This window comes from Agrobacterium sp. 22-221-1 (assembly GCF_053522445.1).
The window spans coordinates 93,783-117,318 of the sequence record NZ_JBNWCL010000001.1 but is presented as its reverse complement, the minus strand read 5'-3'; the positions used below and the strand labels follow the sequence as shown (position 1 = coordinate 117,318).

Below are 23,536 nucleotides of genomic sequence, written 5' to 3'. Positions count from 1 at the left end.
CCTGCCTGTCATGCGACGACCCTATCGCGTCAATCCTGTCTTCAACAGGTATTGAGAGGGGTCTCCATCATGAAGCACATTCTTTTCGCACCTTTCGCGGTTCTCGCGCTCGCCACAGCGGCGCATGCGGCGGAAAAGGAATTTCCGGCAAAGCTGGTCTCGCACGCCGTTCTGCCTGCCAACACCATGATCGCCGCACCTGCCGATGCGCCGGAGCACCTCAAGTCCTCCGCCAAATTCACCACGGCCGACCGCAAGCGCGCCGAGGGCCTCGGTACCGTGCCCGGCAAGGACGGCGTGCGCCTGACCGGCCTTTCCATGCCGTTCAACGGCCAGCCGATGCAGGGCTTTTCCGGCATCCGGGCGATGCCGGACGGCAGCTTCTGGAGCCTTTCCGACAACGGTTTCGGTTCCAAGCTCAATTCCAGCGATGCCATGCTGATGCTTCACCATCTGAAGTTCGACTGGGACGCCGGCAAGGTCAACGCGCTTGAAACCGTGTTCCTCTCCGATCCCGACATGAAGGCGCCCTTCCCCATCGTTCTGGAAGGCTCGAGCAAGCGTTACCTGACGGGCGCGGATTTCGACGTCGAATCCATTCAGCCGGTCGCTGACGGTTTCTGGGTCGGCGAGGAATTCGGCCCCTACATTCTGAAATTCACCCGCGACGGCAAGCTGACCGACGTGATCTCGACCAAGGCCGGCGACATCGAGGTGAAATCTCCCGACCATCCGGCTCTTGCCCTGCCCGGCAATCCCACGCAGAAAATGCCCGCTTTCAACCTGAAGCGTTCCGGCGGTTATGAGGGCATGGCGCTCTCCAAGGACGGCTCGAAGCTCTACGGCCTGCTGGAAGGTCCGCTCTATATGGCCGACGGCCAGGTGGAAAAAACCGAAGACGGCGCGACCGCGCTGCGCATCATCGAACTCGACACCGCCAAGAAGGCGTGGACCGGCCGCAGCTGGCTTTATCCGCTGGCGGAAGGCGGCGAGGCAATCGGCGACTTCAACATGCTTGATGACACCACCGCCCTCGTCATCGAGCGCGACAACGGCGCCGGCACGGCCGACAAGGCCTGCGCCGACCCCAAGGCTCCGGCTGCGGATTGCTTCGCCCGTGCTGCGAAGCTGAAGCGCATCTACAAGATCGAATTCAACGACGCCAATGTCGGCAAGGCCGCCCGCAAGATCGGCTATATCGACCTGATGAAGATTTCCGATCCGGATAACAAGAAGCGTCAGGGCGGCGGCAACGGCTATTACGACATGCCTTTCGTCACCATCGAGAATGTCGACCGCGTCGATGCCACCCATATCGTCGTCGGCAACGACAACAACCTGCCCTTCTCGGCCGGCCGTGCGCTGGACAAGGCTGACGACAACGAATTCGTTCTGCTGGACGTCAAGGACCTGCTCGAGGCGAAGTAAGACCACGGCTGCTGTCACTTGCTTTGACGGCCGCGAATGATCCGGACGGAGCGCCCGGCAGACACAAATGTCTGCATGGCGCTCCGTTCCGGTTTTCCAGAGCTAGAGCAATTCCGGTGAGCACCGGTTCACCTCCATTGCTCTAACTCTTTGTTTTTACGCATTTCCGGACGCAAAACCGAGCGCACTTTCGCTGGAAATACTTTAACCGAAACATGCTTGCGGAAAAGAAGACGTTTCATGCAGGACCATGCAGAAAGACTTTATTACGCCCTGAAGAAAAGCTGGTCGGGCGAGACGAGCGGCCTCTGGTCGCGCGAAAACCCCGCCAAGGGCCAAGGCAGCGTCACCGCGCTGGTGGTGCAGGATATTTTCGGCGGTGAGCTCGCCAAAACCGCTGTCAGCGGCGCCGACCATTTTTACAATATCGTCGAAGGCACCCGCTGGGATTTCACCTTCAGCCAGTTCGATATTCCGGTCGGCTATCAGGACAGGCTTGCCAGCCGCACGGAGGCCATGGCGACGATAACGCCGCTGCAATATGCCTATCTCAGCGCCTGCATCCGCAAGGCGCTCGGGCACGGCTGAGCCATTTGCAAAGCAGTGCCAGCCCATTGCCGTTTGGATCCGCGCATCGCGGCACGGTGGCCAGCCAGGGTGTTGCGTTTCAGGACCACGATGTCAATCTTTCCCGCAAAGCGGACACAATCCTTGCGATAATATCGCCCGGTGGAATGGTTGCACCGACAGGAGAGATATTCGATGAGTGAGAGTTGCCCGGTCCTGACACCGGCGGAACGGCAGGTACAGGCCATATTGGAGCGCACGGAAGCAGCGATGATGGCCACCATTCACGCAGCGCTCGAACGTGCCAGCAAAGAGGTCACTGAGGCATTCCGGGCCGTCGATTCAGACATGCAGCCACCGCCCCACGACTATTTTGCCGCTGTCGCCCATCAGCAGCTCTTCCTGATGTTATGCGGGGCCGACCCGAAAACCTTCGAGGGCGGAGACCCCGAAATCGCCGGCCACATCATTCGGAACGCGCAAAACATATCCGACCACTACTGGAAGAAAACGCCTGCCGCGGCGGATGTCCCCCGCAAGTGATACATTCCGAGTGAAGACAGGATTTTGCGTCGCGCGGTATCGCGCGTGATCTGCGTTCTAGAAAGGAGGCCCGGCCCGACCTGACTCCTATGGCCATTCCACGTCACAGCACCTTCATCATCGCCGGTTAAGCAGGCGCAAATCCGGAGGCTGGAATGGATTCGACCGCACAGATCAAGCGCCCGAAAATCGCAGAGACCGTCATCCATGCGACGGCGAGCATAAGAGATTCCAATATCGGCGAATGCTGCGAAATTCTGGCTGACACCTCCCTGCACAATGCCGAACTCGGTAATTACTCTTATCTTGGACCCCGTTGCATGGTGGGCGATGCAACGATTGGAAAATTCTGCGCCATCGCCGCAGAGGTCAGGATAGGCGCTCCGAACCATCCGATGGACCGGCCATCCATGCACCGTTTCAGCTATTGCCCTGAATATTATTCTGCGGATGCCGTGCGCGATGACGCCTTTTTCGACCGGCGCAGGGAGGACCGCGCCGTCATCGGTCACGATGTCTGGATCGGTCACGGGGTTATCGTCTTGCCGGGTGTCACGGTTGGAGACGGGGCAGTGCTCGCCGCCGGCGCGGTCGTCACCAAAGATGTGCCGCCCTATACCATCGTCGGCGGCGTTCCCGCAAAGATCATTCGCGAACGATTTTCGCGGACCCTCGCGGAAAAGCTTGCATCAATCGCATGGTGGGACTGGCCATTCGAAACGATCATGGCGCGGCTTTCCGACTTTCAGTCGAGCGACATAGAAGCCTTTTGCGAGCGCTGGTCCTAGCGGACGCAAGAACCGTTCCTGCCACAAAACGGAAACATCGCCGTTCGTTATTCGAACACGAACGCCAGCCGCTTGCCCGTCAGCTTCGCCAGTTGCTGCAAACGCCCGTCCAGCCGCTCGCCGGCGAAATCGCAATAATCATGCGGCACGACAAATTCCAGATCGAGATCGGGATTGCCGGATTTACGGAATTTGAGGTGGTCGACGACACCCGGCATCGAGGCCGAGAAGAGATAGACGACGCGCAGCAGGCCGCCGAGCAATTTACCGAGCTCCTGCAACCGGTCGCCCGCCATGGCGGCGAGCGGCTGCGTGGTGCCGTTGTCGTTCAGACCTTCGAAGCGATAATAATTGGCGAGCGCAATATAGGCGCGGCCGGGATGGGTGATCGCCACGAAAGAAGAGTGGGCGATGATGTTGAGCGCCTGCAATCCGCGATAGTCGGGATGGGCGCGCCAGCTGATATCGGCGAGAAGGCAGGCCGCCTGCCGGTAACGGCTCTCCTCTTCGGTCTCGTCAACGCCGAAGACCGGGAAGGTGCGGCCGCTCCAGTCCGCCAGTTCGCGCGCATGTTCCGGCGAGCGGGCGCGCAGAATGGCAAGTTCATCGGCGGCAACCAGCAGCGGATCGGAATCCCGCTCTTCTTCCGTCAACAGCGAATAGAGATAACCTTCGCGCACGCCCTGCGCCGAGAAGGCGATCCTGGCCGGCTTCATCATTTTCAGAACTTCGCGCATGGCGATGGCGCCGAAGGGCAGAAGCGAGCGGCGGTTCTTGGAGACCGCCTGCCAGGCTGGATCCTTGCTATCCCGGGAGACGATGACCTCCTCGAGAAAATTCAGCATTTCCTCCAGCGGCAATTCGTAGCCCTGCATCATATGCAGCGGATAGCCCGATATCTCCATATGCAGCTTGGCGATGTTTCGCCAGGTGCCGCCCACCGCGTAAAAGGTGCGCCCCTCACCCGCCGCCAGAAGCTTGGCGAAGGATTTGACGTGTTTTCTGGCAATCGTCGCAGCTTTTTCCAGCGAGCCGTCCGACTGCTCCGACAGCCGCAGGCCGCCGAGCGGCAGGGTGATGCCCTCGCCGCAGCTCTTGCCCTTGATGTCGATGAGTTCGAGCGAACCGCCGCCGAGGTCACCGGCGATGCCGTCTGGATCATGGAAACCGCTGATCACGCCATAGGCGGAATAAAGCGCTTCCTTTTCGCCTGACAGCACCTCGATCTCGCAGCCGAGAATGGCTTCGGCCTCGCGGATGAAATCCGGACCGTTTTCCGCCTCACGCGCCGCAGCCGTCGCCAGCACATAGAGCTTCTGCGCCTGCGCCTGCTCGGAAAGGACATGGAAACGCCGAAGCGCCATCAGCGCCCGGCTGACGCCTTCCTCATGCATGCGGCCCGTCAGCGCCAGTCCCTTGCCAAGGCCGCACAGGACCTTTTCATTGAACAGCACCGCAGGCGCGCGGGAAAGACCTTCATATACGACGAGACGAACGGAGTTCGAACCAATATCTATGACGGAAACGGGGGCAAGGCCGGTCAGCCGCCCCTGTGCTTCTGATCGAGTCATTCAGCCTGTTTCTTGCGGGACGAAATCAACCCGGCAATCAATTTGGGCGCACTGGATTTCAAGGCTTCACCACGTCCGGAAAGGCTGGGATTGGTCATGAAATAGTGCTGCGCGTTGAACGGTTCTTCGCCTTTACGCACCTCGATGCGCCTCGACGTTCCGTCCGCAAGTATCTCGTAGCTCTGCTGGTTGTCAATGAGATTGCCCAGCATAATCTGTGAAAGAACCTGCTCATGCACGGTGGGATTGGTGAGCGGAACCAGCGTTTCCACGCGCCGATCAAGGTTGCGCGGCATCATGTCGGCCGAGCCGATATAGACCAGCGCCTTGTCCGACGGCAGGCCGAAACCATTGCCGAAGCAGAAGATGCGGCTGTGTTCGAGGAAGCGTCCGACGATGGATTTGACGCGGATATTGTCGGACAGGCCCGGCACCTGCGGGCGCAGGCAGCAGATGCCGCGCACAACGAGATCGACCTCCACGCCCGCAGCACTTGCGCGGTAAAGAGAATCGATGATTTCAGGGTCGACCAGCGAATTCATCTTCATCCAGATCGCCGCCGGCGCACCGCGCTTGGCGTGCTCGATCTCTTCATTGATGTGCTTTACGATGCGTGCGCGCAGCGTATAGGGCGAAATGGCGAGCTTCATGCCCTCTTCCGGCTCGCCGTAACCCGTGATGAAGTTGAAGATATTCGCCATGTCATGGGCGATCTTCGGGTTGCAGGTGAAGAAGGACAGGTCGGTATAGATCTTGGCGGTGATCGGGTGATAGTTGCCAGTGCCGAGGTGACAATAGGTTCTGAGCTTGCCGTCCTCGCGGCGCACTACCATCGACATCTTGGCGTGGGTCTTGAGTTCGATGAAGCCGAAGACGACCTGCACGCCGGCCCGCTCCAGATCGCGCGCCCAGCGGATATTCGCCTCTTCATCGAAACGCGCTTTAAGTTCCACCAGCGCGGTGACGGATTTACCGGCTTCCGCCGCATCGATCAGCGCGCGAACGATCGGGCTGTCATTGGAGGTGCGGTAAAGCGTCTGCTTGATGGCGAGTACTTCGGGATCGCGCGCGGCCTGCAGCAGGAACTGCACGACCACGTCGAAGCTTTCATAGGGGTGGTGAACCACCATGTCCTTTTCGCGGATGGCGGCGAGGCAATCGCCGGCATGTTCGCGCACGCGCTCGGGGAAACGGGCGTTGTATGGTTCGAATTTCAGGTCGTCGCGCGGCGCGCGGACGATTTCCGAGATGGTGTTGAGCGCGAGAAGGCCGGGCAGAACGGCGACGCGATTATCAGGCACGCCAAGCTCATGCACCACGAATTGCCTGAGCGACTGCGGCATTTCGCTGTCGGTCTCGATGCGGATAACGGAACCGCGGCGGCGGCGCTTCAGCGCGCTTTCGAAGAAACGGACCAGATCTTCCGCCTCTTCTTCGACTTCGATATCGCTGTCGCGGATGATGCGGAACGTGCCGAATCCCTTGACGCTATATCCGGGATAAAGCCGGTGAATGAACAGGCCGACCACATCTTCCAGCGTGATGTAACGGATGGCGTTCTTGTCATCCGGTAGGCGCACGAAACGGTCGAGCGCCGGCGGCAGGCGCAGGAGCGCCGTCATCGGCTCGCGGCCGTTGACGCTGTCGAGCTGCAGGCCCATCGAGAAACCGAGGTTCGGAATGAAGGGGAACGGATGCGCCGGGTCGATGGACAGCGGCGTCAGCACCGGGAAAATGCGTTCCTCGAATTCGGTGCCGAGCCAGGTGCGATCCGCATCCGAAAGTGCGGCCGGCCGCACGATGAAGATTTCTTCCTTGGCGAGATATTGCTGCAGAACGGCAAGCGAGGCCTGCTGCTCCATCTGCAGATTGTCGATTTCCTTCAGAATATCTTCGAGCTGCTCGGCCGGCGTCTTGCCGTCCGGCGTCTTGACGGTGATCTTCTGGCGCACCTGCCCTTCGAGGCCGGCAACGCGGACCATGAAGAATTCATCGAGGTTGGCGGCCGAGATGGAGAGGAAACGCAGCCGCTCCAGCAGCGGATGATCCGTGTTCAGCGTTTCTTCGAGAACGCGGCGGTTGAACTGGAGCCAGGAGAATTCGCGGTTGATGAAACGCGCCGGGCTGTCCCACAGGCTCTCGCCTTCGGTCACCGGCTGAACCTTGTTGAAGTCTTCCTGCGCGATAGCGTCCATTCCCTGTTCCATCCCCTGACCGATTTCCGTCCCGTGATCCTGCTGCATCGCGCGATCGTCCTTCTTGCCCGTATAACAGTTTGACGACGGAACTGTGACAGTCAATCGATGTCCAGTCCGCTGCCCGCTGCTGCGTTGTCCATCGCGTTGAGGACCTCCGCCACCAGCGGCCGTGTAATTCTCGTTCCACGCGAAAGCGCCAGCCGGTCGATCCGGTCCACGATCGTCTGCGCCGTATCGAGCGAACGCTCCATTCTATTGACGATGTAACCTATGAGTTTGTCATCCATGTAAAGCTGCCGGTCGGCGAAGAGTTTCACCAGCACCTGCGCCAACAGCCCCTCGTCCGGCTCGCCGGTTTCCACCACCGTTACGGCTTTGAGGCGCGAGCGCAGGTCGGGCAGCGTCACCGGCCATGCGGCCGGCCATTGCCGGCTCGTCATCAAAAGCGTGGTGCCGTGCTGGCGTACGCTGTTGATGACATGGAAGAGTTCGGTTTCGTTAAAACCGCGCCGGTCGGCGTCCTCGAAAAGAACCGGTCCCGTTTCGGCAGCACGCGCGGCATCGGAGCCCGTCTCGGGGTGAATGTCGCGCGCATCGCTGATATTTTTCCAGATATTGGCGAGATGCGATTTTCCCGAACCCGGCGGCCCGGCCAGCACAACGACGGGCGAGCGCCAGTTCGGCCATTCATCGATGAGGCTGACGGCAGCCGCAAGCGAGGCGGAAACGAGGAGATCATCCCTGCCGGAAGCGGACTGGTGCGAGAATGCGAGCGGCAGCTGCTCGGCCTTCGACCGGGCGTTGTCGGTTTTGATTTGGTCAGTCATCGTCAGCTCTGAGAGTCAACCTTGCCGGAGGACGTTTCCCCTTCTTCCAGGGCAGAATTTGTGTCCCAGGGAAGGTTGGCGGCGTGTCCGTGGTAAAGATCGCTTTCAAGATACCGCGACAAGGCGAAGCGGACAAGCACGCCGACCGCCGCCGCAGCCGGCACCGCGACGAGAAGCCCAACGAAACCGAAAAGCGCACCGAAGGCGAAAAGGGCGAACATCAGCCATACCGGATGCAGGCCGACGCTTTTGCCGACAAGCTTCGGCTGCAGGATGTTGCCTTCGATGAACTGGCCGGAAAAGAACACAACGAGCGTCAGAAACACATAGATGTAATCCGGCCAGAACTGCACGATGGCGACGCCGACGGCGAGGATGAGGCCGACCATGGAGCCGATATAGGGAATGAAGCTGATGAGGCCTGAGAAGAGGCCGATCAGCAGGCCGAAATTCAAACCCACCAGCGACAGGCCGACGGCGTAATAAACGCCGAGAATGATGCAGAGCGACCCCTGCCCGCGCACGAAACCGGCAATGGTCTTATCCATGTCGCGGGCGATCTGGCGGACGGTATGGACATAATCGCGCGGTATCCAGCTATCGACCTTGTCGATCATCCGGTCCCAGTCGAGCAGCAGATAGAAGGCGACCACGGGCGTGACGACCAGCAGCGACATGACATCGACCAGCGATTTGCCGGAATTCCATATCTGCGTCAAAAGCGTACCGATGAAACCCGCGCCTTCGGTCAAAAGCTTCGAAAAATTCTCCTTCACGGCGTCGATCTGGCTGCTGACCCAATCCGGCAGGAGATTGGTGTCGGCGCCGGCAATCAGCTGCTGCAATGACGAGATATATTGCGGGATGCGCGTGATGAATTCCGAGGCCTGGGCGACGATCAGCGGAATGATAATGATGAGCGACAGCGCGAAGAGCAGCACGAAGGAGACGAGGATGACGACGGTGGCCATCAACCGGCTGAGGCCACGCCGTTCCAGCCAGTCGGCAACCGGGTCGAGAAAATAGGCAAGCGCCATGCCCGCCACGAAAGGCAGGAGAATGGAGCTGAAGACCATCAGGAAAAGGACAAAGACGGCAAGCACGCCGATCCAGAAAAACACCTGCCGGCGCAGGCTCGTACCGCTTACATGGGGTTGCATCCGTTCATCCTTTATCGCCGCACCGTCACCGCCCATGATGGAGATAGGATGCGCATATGCACATGGTCAAGACCGGCGCTTTCGCGCGTGGGCAGAAGGAGACTGCCCGCACAGCGGTAAAATCCCTCATTTCCGGCCAACCCATCGCAACGGCAGGTTGACCGTAGATAAATATTAGACAACTATCAAATATTGCCGGGCGGGCCAGCGGCGCTCCTTCATGTCCGGCGGCCGGGGGGCACGATGCAGAGCACCAGTGAAAATGGCATCGCGGAATATAATGCCGGTCTCTTCGATAATCCCGAAGTTGCCGAATGGTATGACAACCAGCAGCTTTACCCGGCCGAACGCATCATTCTCGATCAGTTCCGCCACGCCTATGCGGGCAAGCGGCTGCTTGACCTCGGCGTCGGCACCGGCCGAACGACGAAGCCGCTTCTGCCGCTGGTGGGAGACTATATCGGCATTGACCGTTCGCAGCCGATGCTTGCGCTGGCGCGGCGCAATTTTCCAGCCGCCACGTTTCTCGATATGGATGTACGGGCGATCGGCCAGTTCGGTGCGGAGCGTTTCGATTGCGTGCTCGGCGCGCTCGCGATTCTAAGCGCCTTCGACCATGAGGACCGGCTTGCCATCATCCATGCCGTGCGAAGCATTCTCGCACCCGGCGGATATTTCATCTTTTCGTTTCACAATCGCCAATGGAAGCGGGCGGGCGGCATGCCGCTGCACCGACGCTCCTGGCACCCGCGCGAGGTGGTGAATTCGCTGCATCCGCAAAGCTGGATCAACTATCTGCGCCTGCAACCTTCGACACGGCGAACGCCGGAATATGCCATTCTCGCGGATCAGGCGCATCGCTGGAGCGGCCTGTTTTATTTCATCGACCTTGCCGCCCAGACCCGCCAGCTGGAAGCGGCGGGCTTTGAGATCGCCGCACGTTATGGCGAGAACGGACGGCCGATAGAGGAAAATTCCGATACGTCCAATGACGGCCTGCTCAATCTCGTCTGTCGCGCCGCGTCGCAGCCATGGTGAGCACCCAATCCGGCTAGCCCCGCCAAAGCCGTTAAAAACCGGAGCTTTTGCCACTCAAACCCTTGCATCAGGCCCCGTCCCGTGCGAATGGCGACGCCAAAGGAACCAGCGGAGACGAGAGCCATGAGCCAGTCGGGCAAGAACGGTCTTACCTATAGTGATGCAGGTGTGGATATCGACGCCGGCAACCTGATGGTCGAAAAGATCAAACCGGCGGTGCGTTCGACGCGGCGTCCCGGTGCGGACGGCGAAATCGGCGGCTTCGGCGGCCTGTTCGATCTGAAAGCCGCGGGCTTCACCGATCCGGTTCTGGTGGCCGCCAATGACGGCGTCGGTACCAAGCTGAAGATCGCCATCGATGCTGACTATCACGACACCGTCGGTATCGATCTCGTCGCCATGTGCGTCAACGATCTCGTCGTCCAGGGCGCAGAACCGCTGTTCTTCCTCGACTATTTCGCGACCGGCAAGCTGGACCCGGACCAGGGTGCGGCCATCGTTTCCGGCATCGCCGCCGGCTGCCGCGAATCCGGCTGTGCGCTGATCGGCGGCGAAACCGCTGAAATGCCCGGCATGTATTCCGATGGCGACTATGATCTCGCGGGCTTTGCCGTGGGTGCGGCCGAACGCGGCCAGCTTCTGCCGGCCGGCGACATTGCCGAAGGCGACGTCATTCTCGGCCTCTCCTCCTCCGGCGTTCACTCCAACGGCTTTTCGCTGGTGCGCAAGATCGTATCGGTCTCCGGCCTCGACTGGGACGCGCCTGCCCCCTTCGCCGAGGGCAAGAAACTTGGCGAAGCGCTGCTGACACCGACCCGCATCTATGTGAAGCCGCTTTTGAAGGCGATCCGCGAGACCGGCGCGCTGAAGGCGCTGGCGCATATTACCGGTGGCGGTTTCCCGGAGAATATTCCGCGCGTTCTGCCAAAGCATCTCGCTGCCGAAATCGATCTCGATGCGATCAAGGTTCCCGCCGTCTTCTCATGGCTGGCGAAAACCGGCGGCGTTGAAGCGAAGGAAATGCTGCGCACCTTCAACTGCGGCGTCGGCATGATCGTGGTCGTTTCGGCTGAAAATGCCGGCAAGGTCACCGATGCGCTGACGGCGGAAGGCGAAACGGTTTTCCCGCTCGGCCGCATGGTCGCCCGTGAAGAAGGCGCGCATGGCACGATCTACAAGGGCGCGCTTGGCCTATGATGCGCGCCGCCCTGTCGTCCGGCCGCAAGCGTGTCGTCGTTTTCATCTCCGGCGGCGGCTCCAACATGGTGTCGCTGGCCAAGGCCTGTCAGGCGGCGGATTTTCCGGCTGAAATCGCCTGTGTGATCTCGGACAAGGCTTCTGCGGGCGGGCTGGAAAAAGCCCGTGAACTCGGCATTCCGACGCTCGTCTTCGAGCGCAAGACCTATGCCAGCAAGGCCGAGCATGAGGGCGCCATTCTGGCCGCACTTGGCGAAATCGCGCCGGATATCATCTGCCTTGCCGGTTACATGCGGTTGATATCGGGGGATTTCATCGCCCCCTATGAAGGCCGCATCATCAATATCCACCCTTCCCTGCTGCCGCTTTTCCCCGGCCTGCACACCCATCAGCGCGCCATTGACAGCGGCATGAAGATTTCCGGCTGCACCGTGCATTTCGTCACCGAAGGCATGGATGAAGGCCCGACCATCGCCCAGGGTGCGGTGCCGGTCGTTTCCGGCGATACGGCCGACACTCTGGCGGCGCGAATACTGACAGTCGAGCACCAGCTCTACCCGCTCACCCTGAAGCGGCTTGCCGAAGGCAAGGTTCGAATGGAAGACGGCAAGGCGGTCTCCACGGATGGCGAAAGTAATACTGAGTATTCCAACCTCATATCCGCTTCCTGATAAAGCTATAACTAAAGTACAAAAAGCACCCATAATGGTATTTTTGGGAAAATAAACCGATCGTTTACCATAATCATCTTTAATGCCCGCAACGGCCCTTATTTCGGGCCCTCCGGTCATTCAGGAGCGATTATGCCATTTTCGAGATTTTCCCTGCCGCTTTCGGTTGTCCTGATGGCGGGCGCCAGCCTGCCCGTCGCGGCTGAGCAAAGCGGCATTACGGCCTCAGTGGATGCCGGCTTTCTCAATCTCCGCGCGACGGAAACCGTCCATATCGGTGGGCGCAAGCTGAGCGAACTCGAATGGGAAACCAAAAACGCCGTGGCATTGCGCGGCTCGCTCGGACTTGAACTTGCGTCCGGCTGGCGCGTGAAGGCGGAAGGCCGCGTCGGTTTCGAGGGCGACGGCTACATGACCGACTATGACTGGGTTTGGCCTTTTTCCAGAGATAGCTCGAAGGACAATTGGAGCCACCGTTCCCAGCATGACGACACGCGGCTCGACCATTATTTTTCGGGAAGCCTCGAACTCAATCGCATGTTGCTGGACGATCCGCAGCAATATCTCAGCGCCGGCGTCGGTTTTCGTTATACGGATGTTCAATGGTCGGCTTATGGCGGCAACGCCGTTTACAGCGTTTTCTCCCCCCGCGATTTCTCGGGCAAATTCAAGGATGGCCTCAAGGGGATCACCTATCGCCAGCAAATCCCGGTTTTCTACGGCAACCTGACGGGCGGCCAGAGGTTTGGCAACTGGTCGCTCAATCTGGGCCTCGAAGGCGGCGCCATGGTCTACGGTAAGGCGACCGACGATCACTGGCTGCGCGACATGCGCTTCACCGACAAATTCGACGTCGCCGGCATGTTCGGGGTGAAGGCCGGCGTCGCCTATGACCTGACCGAGAATGCCTCGATCTATCTCGACGGCGCATATGACTATACCAGCCTCGGGCGCGGAGACACCCACTACAGCGGCGCAGGCGCCGGAAACCTGTCATCGGAAAAGAATGCCGGAGGCGGCGATTTGCAGTCGATTTTCGTGGGGATGGGTGTGAGAGGACGCTTCTAGTATCGACAGTTTCACTCGAATTACGAGTTTACCAGATGCGCTCGAATAACCCTGCCCTCAAAGCCGGGCGCGATTTAACATCGCCCATTGCAGCAGAATGATCGTCTTGGAATCGGTGATTTCACCCGATACGATCATCGCGAAGGCTTCATCCAGCCGGTAGGTCAGAACCTCGATATCCTCACCCTCGTCCTCCAGTCCGCCACCGCTGCCGGCCTGCACGTCAAGATCGATGCGGGCGACGAAGAGGCTGACCTTTTCCGTCAGCGTGCCGGGGCTGGCATACATATCGAACAGATAATCGACCTTTTCGACCGCGTAGCCGGATTCTTCCATCGCCTCACGGCGGATGGCGACAGCCGCGTCGTCGTCGTCGAGAAGCCCCGCCGGCACCTCGATCATGAAGCTTTGATCGCCGTTCACGAAGGCGGCGGGGCGGAACTGGCGCACCATTACCACGCTGTCGCGCTTCGGGTCATAAAGGAGAATGGCGGCGGCGCTGCCATGGTCGTGGACTTCCCGGACGATACGGATGGTTTTGCCATCCGGCATGCGCTGGTCGAAAACGAGCTTCTGCATATGCACGAAGCCCTTCCAGACGGTTTCTTTTTCCACCAGCCGGATCCTGCCCGCATCCGTGTCGGCGGGAATGTTTTTCGCCTGCGTCTGTGTCACCGGATATGTCCTTGCCTGTCGTGGAATTTCAGCCTGCCCGTGTTGCGGCGCAATATCAAGCCTCGCGGGCCTCGTCATCGCGGCGGAGCCACACCTTGTTGTCGTGAAAAGCCGCACCGCCATAGGGGGCGACGGCATCGGCGCCGGTCAGCACATTGATGCCCTCGCCATCCAGATGCGCCCTGTTTGGCCATAGCCCTTCGGCGATCAGCACACCCGGTCTTGCACCCTCCACGATTTTCGCATGGAGGCGCACTTCGCCGCGCGCATTGCCGATGCGGACGATGTCGCCATCGGCAATGCCGTTGCCGCTCGCGTCCTCGGGACAGATCATCAGTTCCGGACGGCCTTCCTTCTGCACGGAGGTCTTGGTTTCCGCGAAGGTGGAGTTCAGGAAGTTGCGCGCCGGCGATGTCGCCAGCCGGAAGGGATGGTCACCGTCCACGGTTTCGATAACGTCGACCTGATCGGGGAATTTCGGAAATTGCACAACAGGCCCCATCACACCGATATTTTTCGGCGGCTTGTTCGGAGACGGTCCAGTCGCCCATTCGGGGCTGAAACGAAATTTGCCATCACCGTAACCGAATCCTTCGAGATAATGCGCCACCTCGAAGGAGGGTTGCGCATCGATCCATTTCTCTTCAGCCAGCGTGTCGAAATCGCCCCAGCCGCTGACTTTGAGCATATGGTCGACATGATCGCGGGCCGAAAGGCCGAAGCCCGGCATATGGTCGACGCCGAGGCGTTTTGCCAGTTCCTCGATGACGAAGAGATTGGTGCGCACCGTTTCCGGCGGCTCCACCAGTTTGGGCCCAAGCAGAATGTGGTTCTGGCCGCCGGCGCGGTAGATGTCGTCATGTTCGAGGAACATGGTGGCGGGCAGCACGATATCGGCCACATCAGCCGTCTCGGTCATGAACTGCTCATGCACGGCGACGAAGAGATCGTCGCGCAGGAAACCCTGTTTCACCAGCCGCTGTTCGGGCGCGACATTGACGGGATTGGTGTTCTGGATGAGCAGCGCCGTCACCGGGCCGCCATGGCGCAGCGCCTCCGCGTCCCCCGTCAGCACGCGGCCGATCTGCGACTGGTCGAGCTGGCGCACCTCGGGGTCGGCGTAAGAACTGCCCATCAGCTCCGCCTTGTTGAGCCGGAAGATGTCGCCATTGTTGTGGAACGCGCCGCCGCCCTCATATTGCCAGGAGCCGAGAACCGCGGCGATGGAAAGCGCCGCATGCATGGCGACCGCGCCGTTGCGCTGGCGGGCAAAACCATATCCGAGCCGGAAGAAGGTCTTCTTGGTGGCACCGACCAGCCTTGCGAAATCCTCGATTTCGTCGACGGAAAGGCCGGTGATTTCGGATGCCCATTGCGGCGTTTTCGTCTTCAGATGCGCCTCGAGCCCGGCCGGATCGTCGGCGAAGCGCGCCATATAATCACGGTCGGCGTAACCGTCGCGGAAAGCGATGTGCATGACGGCGCAGGCAAGTGCGGCATCCGTGCCGGGGCGGACGATGAGGCGCATATCCGCCTGCTTCATGGTCGGATTGTCGTAGATATCGACGACGACGATCTTCGCACCGCGTTCCTTGCGGGCTTTCACCGCATGGGTCATGACATTGACCTGGGTGGCGACCGCATTGGTGCCCCAGATGACGACGACATCGGCCTTGGCGATCTCGCGCGGATCCGGGCCGCGCAGTGCGCCGGTGCCCATCACATAACCGGTCCAGGCCATGTTGGTGCAGATCGAACCGAAAAAGCCGGAATATTTCTTGGCGTGGCGCAGGCGCTCAATGGAGTCCCGCTGCACCTGCCCCATGGTGCCAGCGTAGAAATAGGGCCAGATGGCCTCAGTACCATGCCGCGCTTCGGCCTTGACGAAAGCGTCCGCCACCTCGTCCAAAGCCGCTTCCCAGGAAATCTCCTGCCAGTCGCCGGCGCCCTTCGCACCCTTGCGGCGCTTCGGGGTCAGAAGACGGCCGGGATGATAGATGCGCTCGGAGTAACGCGCCACCTTGGCGCAGATCACGCCGGCGGTGTAAGTATTGGCATTCGCACCGCGCACGCGGCCAATGCGGCCATCGGCATTGATATCGACCTCGAGCGCACAGGCGCTCGGACAGTCATGCGGACAGACCGTGTGTCCGATACGGACTTCGGACTTCGGGGCGGCTTTTTCAGCGGAAATCGGGGTCGCAACGTTCATGTCTTTTGTATATTGCATCAACGATGCGGCAAAAAGGCCGAAGTGACGTCCATCAAGAATATTCATCCTGACCATTCATCCGGATAAACGGCAAGCGAGACACATCCATGAACTACCGCCACATCTATCACGCCGGCAATTTCGCGGATGTCCTCAAACATGCCGTTCTCGCCCGCCTCGTGCGCTACCTGCAGAACAAGGACAAGGCCTTTCGCGTGCTGGACACCCATGCCGGCATCGGGCTTTACGACCTGACCTCGGAAGAGGCGCAGAAGACCGGCGAATGGCAGACCGGTATCGGCAAGCTGATGGAGGCCGATCTGCCTGCCCCCATCACCGAACTGCTGGAGCCCTATCTTGACGCCGTGAAGGAACTCAATCCGGAAGGTGGCGTGAAATTCTATCCCGGCTCACCGAAACTCGCGCGCATGCTGTTTCGCCCGCAGGACCGGCTTTCGGCCATGGAACTGCACCCGGATGACAGCCGGGCGCTCGCGCGCCTGTTCGAAGGGGATTACCAGGTGCGTGTCACCGAGCTGGATGGCTGGCTGTCGCTCGGCGCGCATCTGCCGCCGAAGGAAAAGCGCGGCCTCATCCTCGTCGATCCGCCTTTCGAGCTTGAGAATGAATATCAGCGTCTGGCCGATGGCTTGAACAAGGCCTATCGGCGTTTTTCCACCGGCACCTATTGCCTTTGGTATCCGTTGAAGAAAGGCGCTCCGATCAAGGACTTCCACGAGCGGCTGCAATCCTTCGATATTCCGAAGATGCTGTGCGCGGAGCTTTCCGTCAGAAGCGACCGGCTGGATGGCCTGAGCGGCTCCGGCCTCATCATCGTCAATCCGCCCTATACGCTGAAGGACGAGTTGCACACGCTGCTGCTCTACCTGAAGACAACGCTGGCACAGGACAGGTTCGCCTCGCAGCGCGCCTTCTGGCTGCGCGGCGAGGAAAAATCGGAAGATAATTGAGGGGCTATCTCAGCCCTTCCCGCCTCTGCGCCTGCGCAAGCTGTGACCGTTCGAAGAACAGGATCACGAATAGGGCCATGATGAAGGGAATGATGAGGTAGAACAGCCTGAAGACCAGAAGCGCCGCGATGACATCCGCCGGGTTCATATCCGGCAGGCCGGTGACGAAGACCAGTTCCAGCACCCCCAGGCCGCCCGGCGCGTGCGAGATGAGCGCCGCTGAGAAGGAAACCAGAAATATGCCGAGAATGACCATATAACCGGGATTTCCGGCTTCCGGCAGCGCGAAATAGATGATGCCCGCCGCGCCGATCAGCTCGATCGGGCCGATGACGAGTTGCTGCGCAACAAGCTTCGGCGCGGGATACGGTAGCACGAAGGAGCCGATTTTCAGGGGTTTCAGCCTGAGCAGGCTGCCAAGAATATAAAGGCCGACGAAAAGGAGCAGCAGCACGCCTGTGGTGGTGGAGGCTTCGACGGGCAGAATGCCGGTAAACCGTTCGGTGATGTCAGGCTCGTAAAGCAGCACCAGCCCGATCAGCATGATCGTGCCGATGAGGAAGGTGAAGGAGCACAGGCCGACGAGGACGCCCACTTCCGCCACACTCAGCCCCTTGGACGTATAGGCCCGATATCGCACCACGGCGCCGGAGAATACCGAGGCCCCGACATTGTGGGACAGCGCATAGGTGGTGAAAGAGGTGAGCGTGATGAAGAACCAGTTCACTTTGCGGCCAAGATGCTGCAACGCGATGCGGTCGTAACCGGCGAGCGCGGCATAGGCCAGCAGGGTTGCAAGGCCCGAACACAGCCAGTCCCGCACGCGAATGGCTTTCAGACTGTCCCAGAGATCATCGAGCGACAGGCCGCGCAGTTCGTGAAAGAGCAACCATGCGGAAAAACCGATCGTCGCGAAGCCAACGACGGGCCAGATATATTTCTTGAATTTCATGCGGTCATGCCCGCCTATTTCCTCCAGCCTCACCCCAGCCCTGTTCCGTCTTTGCGGAAGATTCGTTCGACTTTATTCGTTATGCGGCAAAGCTTTCAACCTTTTCATCAAAGATTGGCGGTTTGCCCCGTTCACAAGTTGATGTAAGACCGGATCGTCGCCCGCCGGCGATGTGAGGTCGTCCACTTTCCGGAGAACGTACACGGAATGAAGCGTTATGCCGGTTTCATCGCCCTGGGCCTTCTGTCGCTCGGCGCATTGTGGTTCGCGCGGGAAAATCCGGCTCCGACCGACCCCGCCGGCAACCGGCAGACACAATCCCAATCGCAGACCGCCGGCAACTCCCGGCCGGACGCCCCAGGGCGCGACGCTTCCCGACAGGAGACGGGCAAGAACCCTGCGCCCCGCGGAAACGGGTTCGATTTTTACGTGCTGTCGCTCTCCTGGTCACCGGCATTCTGCGCCAGTTCCGAAGGCTCGGGCAACCGCCAGCAATGCGGCAGCGACAGGCGTTACGGTTTCGTGGTGCATGGGCTGTGGCCGCAGAACGAAAACGGCTATCCCGAATTCTGCCAAAGCGGCGAGCCCGACCGTGTTCCGGACTCAATCGGCCGCACCATGTTCGATATCATGCCCTCCATGGGCCTGATCGGCCACCAGTGGCGCAAGCACGGCTCCTGCTCCGGCCTGTCACAGAGGGACTATTTCTCGGCGACACGCGCCGCCTTCGAAGCCATCCGGCTGCCGGGAAAGATCGCCTCGGGCGCCGAAGCCGCCACTCTTTCCGCCGACGCCATAGAAACCGCCTTCACCGACGCCAATCCCGGCCTGTCGAAACGCGGCATCTCCATCAGCTGCGACGGCAGGCGCCTTGAGGAAGTGCGCATCTGCCTCAACAGGGACATGACATTCCGCGACTGCCCCGAGCTTGACCGCAAGGGCTGCCGCGCCAACGCCACGGAAATCATCCCCATTCGCTAGAGCGCATCGAATGTTCCCATTTGCGTTCTTCTACACATTTTCCAGACATAAAACCGCTATGCAGTTTTATTGACTATTCCAGTCCCCAGACGACAACCCACAGGACCCGACCATGGAACTGCTCTACTCGCCCGCCTCCCCCTACTCCGCCAAGGTACGTATGGCCGCGCGCCATCTCGGCATCGACATTACCTCCGTGCGTGTCGATACCAGTGCCGAGCCCGCAACGCTGATGGACAACAATCCGCTCGGCAAAATTCCGGTCCTGCTTCTGGATGAAGGCGGATCGGTCTATGACAGCGTGGCGATCATGCATTATCTCGACCGTCTTTCGGGCGGCAAGCTCTACCCGAAAAAGAACGGCAAGCGCACGGATGTGGAAATTCTCGAAGCGCTGTGCGACGGCATCATGGATTGCCTGCTCGCCATCGTTTACGAGCGTCGTTTTCGCCCGGAAGACAAGATCCACCAGCCATGGATCGACAAGCAGTGGAGCAAGGTGGTCCGCGGGCTTGATTATCTCAACACCAACCTGCCGAAAACCGGCAAGAAGCTGCATGGCGGCCATTTCGCCCTTGCCGCGATGATCGGTTATCTCGACCTGCGTTTCGCCGGCGAATGGGCCGAAGGGCGCGATGCGCTGGCCGGCTGGCCGGAAACCTTCGGCAAGCGTTTCGAAGCCTATGCGGAAATGAAGGCCGCCGCCTGAGGCGGATGCAGAAGGACGCCTGGCCGGAAGGCCGGGCATTCATGCCGACACATAAGAGCGAAAAACAAAAAAGCCGGGGCGAAAACCCCGGCTTTTCCAATAGCGATCCTTGAGGGATCAGAACTTGACGCCGATACCGGCCTTGACGGAGTGATCGTCGAAACCACGCGAGAACGCGCCGGAGTCGAGACCGTAGTCCTTCTTCTGGTAATCGCTGTAGCGATATTCCAGACGAGCGGTGATGTTGTCGGTCACCATGGCTTCTACACCGGCACCGACGGTGTAACCGAGGGCGGTGGCGCTGTCCTTGGAGGTCGCGTCACGTACCTTGTTGTCGGAGACAGCAAGACCGGCCGTACCATAGAGCAGGAACGGGTTCATGTCGTAACCGACGCGGCCACGCAGCGAGCCGTTGACGCCCTGCTTGCCTTCGATGGCGTTACCTGCAACCGTACCGGCAGAACCGCGCTCGTCGCCGAGGTTGACGTCTGCTTCCGCACCGTAAACCAGCTGGCCGTTCTGCCAGTTGTAACCGCCGTAGAGACCGCCGCCAGCGCCCTTGGCGTCACGACCGTCGTTGCTGGAGCTGAAACGGCCCCAATCGTAGTTGACCGTACCACCGAGGTAGGCACCGGACCAATCCTTGACCGGCGCGGGCTGGTCGTAGGAAACCGGTGCCTGCGGCACTTCATTTACGGCGTCAGCGGCGTGAGCAGCCGAAAAGCCGGCGGCTGCCATGGTCGAAGCCATAAGGGTTGCTACGAAAATACGCATGCTATTCTCCTTTCAGGACCGCTCTGTACTCAAAACTATTGTTCTCAGACGCGGTGTAAACTCGTCGGGTTAATCGCCCCTCTGGAAACTGAATTTGATAGGAGAATGCGGAGATCAAAGAGCCAAAATGTGAATTGTTTGGGGCAGCGACGTGACTAGAATTAGACGTTGCCTAATTGCCACAAGGGGTTTATTAACCCTAACAGAAGCCTAACCAGCAATAGATCGCCTTTAAACTTAGTTATATTCAAATTAAACCGAAATTGCATTGTGAATAAAAAATCGCCCAATTCTTTTGGGGTCGATGGACAGCTTGCGATTTGCATTTATATCCAGCAAATAGGGCTGAGATGAGCAAATGCAGGTCCGCCGTGAAAGAAAATATACCGAAGACAGTCTTGATAACGGGGGCCGCCCGCCGGCTCGGGCGGGCAATCGCCACCGATCTGGCCGCCCATGGCTTCGCGATCGCCGTCCATGCCAATGAATCTATGGCGCAGGCCGAGGAATTCGCTAACGAAATAAGGCAAAAAGGCGGCAAAGCCGTTGCCGTCCAGGCGGACCTGACACAATCCGGCCCCACCTCTGGGCTCATCGAACAGGCTGCGTCAGTGCTGGGGCCTATCGGCGTCGTTATCAACAATGCGTCGGTTTTTCTCGACGACTCGGCGGACAAGCCCGATCCGGCGATCTTCGACGCGCATTTCGCCGTGCATGTGCGCGCGCCCTCCCTCATCGCCGCCGCCTTTGTCGAGCAACTGCCCGCGGATAAATCCGGGCTGATCGTCAATATCATCGACCAGCGCGTGCTTGCGCTCACGCCACGGTTTTATTCCTATACGCTTTCGAAATCGGCGCTCTGGACGGCCACGCGGACGATGGCGCAGAGCTTTGCGCCGCGTGTGCGGGTCAACGCCATCGGGCCGGGTCCCACCTTCAAAAGCGAAAGACAGGCGCCCGAGGACTTTCAGGCGCAGATCGACGGCCTTATATTAAAGCGTGGTCCCGCACCGGACGAGTTCGGGCGGACGATTCGCTTTCTTTTCGACACGCCGTCGGTCACCGGACAAATGATCGCGCTCGACGGCGGCCAGCATCTTGGCTGGGAAACCCCTGACGTGGCGGAGATAAATGAATGAACGGAAAGAAGCTGCCTGATGGCGGTATTCTCTTCGATGAAACCGACGACGAAGACGACGATGCAAGCCTTGCCGCGACCGATGCGGCCGAGGCATCGAGCGACGTTGCCGGCATGGACTGGAATGCGGGCTGGAAGAACGAATCCGGCCTGAAGGGCATGGATCTGATCGGCGAATTCGTCAAACACCTGCCGAATGCGCCGGGCGTCTATCGCATGTTCAACGAGGCGAACGACGTTCTTTATGTCGGCAAGGCGCGCTCGCTGAAGAAGCGTGTCGGCAATTACGCGCAGGGCCGCGTGCATTCCAACCGCATTGCCCAGATGGTGCGGCTGACCGCCCATATGGAATTCGTCACCACCCGCACGGAGACCGAAGCGCTTCTTCTGGAAGCGAATCTCATCAAGCGCTTGCGGCCGCGCTTTAATGTGCTTTTGCGCGACGACAAGTCTTTTCCCTATATTCTCATTACCGCAGACAACCGCGCGCCGGCGATTTTCAAACACCGTGGAGCGCGGGCGCGCAAGGGCGATTATTTCGGCCCCTTTGCGTCGGCCGGCGCGGTCGGGCGCACGATCAATTCTCTGCAACGCGCCTTTTTGATCCGCACCTGCACCGACAGCGTGTTCGAAACCCGCACGCGTCCCTGTCTTCTTTACCAGATCAAGCGCTGTTCTGGCCCCTGCACGCATGAGATCAGCGATCAGGGGTATGAAGAACTCGTCAAGGAAGCCAAGGATTTCCTGTCCGGCAAGAGCCAGAGCGTCAAGACCGCGATTGCGCGGCAGATGAACGAGGCGGCCGAGGACCTCGATTTCGAGCGCGCCGCCGTCTATCGCGACCGGCTGGCCGCACTTTCGCATGTCCAGAGCCATCAGGGCATCAATCCTGCCGGCATCGAGGAGGCGGATGTCTTCGCCATCCACCATGAAGGCGGCATCTCCTGCATTCAGGTGTTCTTTTTCCGCACCGGCCAGAACTGGGGCAACCGCGCCTATTTCCCCAAGGCCGACCCTTCCCTGCCCGGTTCGGAAATCCTCAATGCATTCCTGGCGCAGTTTTACGACGACAAGCCGGTGCCGAAGCAAATACTGCTTTCCGAAACGGTGGAGGAGCAGGAACTGCTGGCCGCAGCACTCGGCGAAAAGGCCGGGCACAAGGTTACCATCAGCGTGCCGCAGCGCGGCGAGAAGAAGGACATCACCGACCATGTGCTTGCCAATGCCCGCGAGGCGCATGGCCGCAAGCTGGCGGAAACCTCGTCTCAGGCGCGGCTGCTGAAGGGTTTTGCGGAAACCTTCGGTCTTTCTTATGTGCCGCGCCGGATCGAGATTTACGATAACTCCCATATCATGGGCACCAATGCCGTGGGCGGCATGGTGGTGGCGGGGCCGGAAGGTTTCGTGAAGAACCAATACCGCAAGTTCAACATCAAATCGACCGACATCACCCCCGGTGACGACTTCGGCATGATGCGCGAGGTGATGACCCGTCGCTTCTCGCGCCTGTTGAAGGAAGAGGGAAAGCCCGACCGTGGGCAGACGCAGACGCCGACGCCGGAGGAAGCCGCCGATATGCCCTTCCCCGCCTGGCCCGATGTGATCCTGATCGATGGCGGTCAGGGCCAGATGACGGCGGTACGGGCAATTCTCGACGAACTCGGCATTCGCGACTGTGTGACCGCCATCGGCGTCGCCAAGGGCGTGGACCGCGAGGCGGGTCGCGAGCGGTTCTTTGCGGATGGGCGCAGCGATTTTTCGCTGCCGCCGCGCGATCCCGTGCTCTATTTCATTCAGCGCATGCGCGACGAAGCGCACCGCTTCGCCATCGGCTCGCACCGGGCGCGGCGCAAGAAGGAAATGGTGCGCAATCCGCTCGACGAAATCTCGGGAATCGGTCCGGGCCGCAAGCGCTCCCTGCTGCAGCATTTCGGCACGGCCAAAGCGGTTTCCCGCGCCGGTCTCAACGATCTGATGGCCGTCAGCGGCATTTCGGAGACGGTTGCGCGGCAAATCTACAATCACTTCCACGAGAGCGGCAGCGATTGATGCCGCGCCGTCGTGGCGA

The 23,536-nt window shown here is 60.0% G+C and carries 21 protein-coding genes; 13 read left to right on the top strand and 8 right to left on the bottom strand.

Going from position 1 to position 23,536, the window contains the following annotated elements; genetic code table 11:
• Positions 1–69: 69 nt before the first annotated feature.
• The 4 genes from ACQZ5N_RS00575 (at position 70) to ACQZ5N_RS00560 (ending at position 3,326) form a co-directional block, all read left to right on the top strand.
• Positions 70–1,428, top strand: a complete 1,359-nt coding sequence (locus ACQZ5N_RS00575; protein ID WP_448731795.1) for an esterase-like activity of phytase family protein — start codon at positions 70–72, stop codon at positions 1,426–1,428.
• Positions 1,429–1,668: 240 nt separating this feature from the next.
• Entirely contained in the window at positions 1,669–2,016 is a 348-nt protein-coding gene (locus ACQZ5N_RS00570) for a YunG family protein (protein WP_065654053.1), read from the top strand.
• A gap of 174 nt (positions 2,017–2,190) precedes the next feature.
• Positions 2,191–2,538 carry a hypothetical protein gene (locus tag ACQZ5N_RS00565; protein ID WP_448731794.1) on the top strand — a complete coding sequence of 116 codons (348 nt, stop codon included), beginning with the start codon at positions 2,191–2,193 and terminating at the stop codon, positions 2,536–2,538.
• 155 nt (positions 2,539–2,693) lie between these two features.
• Entirely contained in the window at positions 2,694–3,326 is a 633-nt protein-coding gene (locus ACQZ5N_RS00560) for a DapH/DapD/GlmU-related protein (protein ID WP_448731793.1), read from the top strand.
• Between the two features lie 47 nt (positions 3,327–3,373).
• Here the strand turns inward: ACQZ5N_RS00560 and ppx are convergent, their stop codons facing one another.
• The 4 genes from ppx to ACQZ5N_RS00540 are packed head-to-tail and all read right to left on the bottom strand — an operon-like array spanning position 3,374 to position 9,082.
• Positions 3,374–4,897, bottom strand: coding sequence for an exopolyphosphatase (gene ppx, locus ACQZ5N_RS00555; RefSeq protein WP_003520777.1), 1,524 nt, complete (start codon positions 4,895–4,897; stop codon positions 3,374–3,376).
• Positions 4,894–7,197, bottom strand: coding sequence for an RNA degradosome polyphosphate kinase (locus tag ACQZ5N_RS00550; protein WP_371259433.1), 2,304 nt, complete (start codon positions 7,195–7,197; stop codon positions 4,894–4,896). The genes ppx and ACQZ5N_RS00550 overlap by 4 nt, the downstream gene beginning before the upstream one ends.
• On the bottom strand, positions 7,194–7,922 hold the full coding sequence (gene hdaA / locus ACQZ5N_RS00545; RefSeq protein WP_020811530.1) for a DnaA regulatory inactivator HdaA: 729 nt from the start codon (positions 7,920–7,922) through the stop codon (positions 7,194–7,196). The genes ACQZ5N_RS00550 and hdaA overlap by 4 nt, the downstream gene beginning before the upstream one ends.
• Positions 7,923–7,924: 2 nt before the next feature.
• A complete protein-coding gene (locus ACQZ5N_RS00540) occupies positions 7,925–9,082 on the bottom strand; it encodes an AI-2E family transporter (RefSeq protein ID WP_448731792.1) in 1,158 nt (385 codons plus the stop codon).
• Positions 9,083–9,325: 243 nt separating this feature from the next.
• On the opposite strand from ACQZ5N_RS00540, the gene ACQZ5N_RS00535 reads away from it, so the two are divergent.
• The 4 genes from ACQZ5N_RS00535 (at position 9,326) to ACQZ5N_RS00520 (ending at position 13,056) form a co-directional block, all read left to right on the top strand.
• Positions 9,326–10,120, top strand: coding sequence for a class I SAM-dependent DNA methyltransferase (locus ACQZ5N_RS00535; RefSeq protein ID WP_448731791.1), 795 nt, complete (start codon positions 9,326–9,328; stop codon positions 10,118–10,120).
• 123 nt (positions 10,121–10,243) lie between these two features.
• Positions 10,244–11,317, top strand: coding sequence for a phosphoribosylformylglycinamidine cyclo-ligase (gene purM, locus ACQZ5N_RS00530; protein WP_448731790.1), 1,074 nt, complete (start codon positions 10,244–10,246; stop codon positions 11,315–11,317).
• Positions 11,314–11,988, top strand: coding sequence for a phosphoribosylglycinamide formyltransferase (gene purN, locus ACQZ5N_RS00525; RefSeq protein ID WP_448731789.1), 675 nt, complete (start codon positions 11,314–11,316; stop codon positions 11,986–11,988). Before purM ends, purN begins: the two co-directional genes overlap by 4 nt.
• 132 nt (positions 11,989–12,120) lie before the next feature.
• A complete protein-coding gene (locus ACQZ5N_RS00520) occupies positions 12,121–13,056 on the top strand; it encodes an omptin family outer membrane protease (RefSeq protein ID WP_448731788.1) in 936 nt (311 codons plus the stop codon).
• Between the two features lie 57 nt (positions 13,057–13,113).
• Here the strand turns inward: ACQZ5N_RS00520 and ACQZ5N_RS00515 are convergent, their stop codons facing one another.
• Both ACQZ5N_RS00515 and ACQZ5N_RS00510 read right to left on the bottom strand, forming a co-directional pair.
• A complete protein-coding gene (locus ACQZ5N_RS00515) occupies positions 13,114–13,731 on the bottom strand; it encodes an NUDIX domain-containing protein (protein WP_448731787.1) in 618 nt (205 codons plus the stop codon).
• Positions 13,732–13,786: 55 nt separating this feature from the next.
• Positions 13,787–16,009: a molybdopterin-containing oxidoreductase family protein gene (locus ACQZ5N_RS00510; protein WP_448731786.1), complete on the bottom strand. Its 2,223-nt coding sequence runs from the start codon at positions 16,007–16,009 to the stop codon at positions 13,787–13,789.
• Positions 16,010–16,050: 41 nt separating this feature from the next.
• On the opposite strand from ACQZ5N_RS00510, the gene ACQZ5N_RS00505 reads away from it, so the two are divergent.
• The gene (locus ACQZ5N_RS00505; protein WP_448731785.1) at positions 16,051–16,914 is read left to right on the top strand and encodes a 23S rRNA (adenine(2030)-N(6))-methyltransferase RlmJ; all 864 of its coding nucleotides are present in this window, start codon (positions 16,051–16,053) and stop codon (positions 16,912–16,914) included.
• 4 nt (positions 16,915–16,918) lie between these two features.
• Here the strand turns inward: ACQZ5N_RS00505 and ACQZ5N_RS00500 are convergent, their stop codons facing one another.
• The gene (locus ACQZ5N_RS00500; RefSeq protein WP_003520764.1) at positions 16,919–17,866 is read right to left on the bottom strand and encodes a lysylphosphatidylglycerol synthase domain-containing protein; all 948 of its coding nucleotides are present in this window, start codon (positions 17,864–17,866) and stop codon (positions 16,919–16,921) included.
• 207 nt (positions 17,867–18,073) lie between these two features.
• Here ACQZ5N_RS00500 and ACQZ5N_RS00495 point away from each other — a divergent pair, with 207 nt between their 5' ends.
• Together ACQZ5N_RS00495 and ACQZ5N_RS00490 are read left to right on the top strand one after the other, a co-directional pair.
• Entirely contained in the window at positions 18,074–18,847 is a 774-nt protein-coding gene (locus tag ACQZ5N_RS00495) for a ribonuclease T2 family protein (protein WP_448731784.1), read from the top strand.
• 112 nt (positions 18,848–18,959) lie between these two features.
• A complete protein-coding gene (locus ACQZ5N_RS00490; protein ID WP_059752466.1) occupies positions 18,960–19,556 on the top strand; it encodes a glutathione S-transferase in 597 nt (198 codons plus the stop codon).
• 117 nt (positions 19,557–19,673) lie between these two features.
• Here the strand turns inward: ACQZ5N_RS00490 and ACQZ5N_RS00485 are convergent, their stop codons facing one another.
• A complete protein-coding gene (locus tag ACQZ5N_RS00485; protein WP_448731783.1) occupies positions 19,674–20,330 on the bottom strand; it encodes an outer membrane protein in 657 nt (218 codons plus the stop codon).
• Positions 20,331–20,680: 350 nt separating this feature from the next.
• Here ACQZ5N_RS00485 and ACQZ5N_RS00480 point away from each other — a divergent pair, with 350 nt between their 5' ends.
• Positions 20,681–21,469 carry an SDR family oxidoreductase gene (locus ACQZ5N_RS00480; protein ID WP_448731782.1) on the top strand — a complete coding sequence of 263 codons (789 nt, stop codon included), beginning with the start codon at positions 20,681–20,683 and terminating at the stop codon, positions 21,467–21,469.
• Positions 21,466–23,517, top strand: a complete 2,052-nt coding sequence (uvrC, locus tag ACQZ5N_RS00475) for an excinuclease ABC subunit UvrC (protein ID WP_448731781.1) — start codon at positions 21,466–21,468, stop codon at positions 23,515–23,517. Before ACQZ5N_RS00480 ends, uvrC begins: the two co-directional genes overlap by 4 nt.
• Positions 23,518–23,536 lie beyond the last annotated feature (19 nt).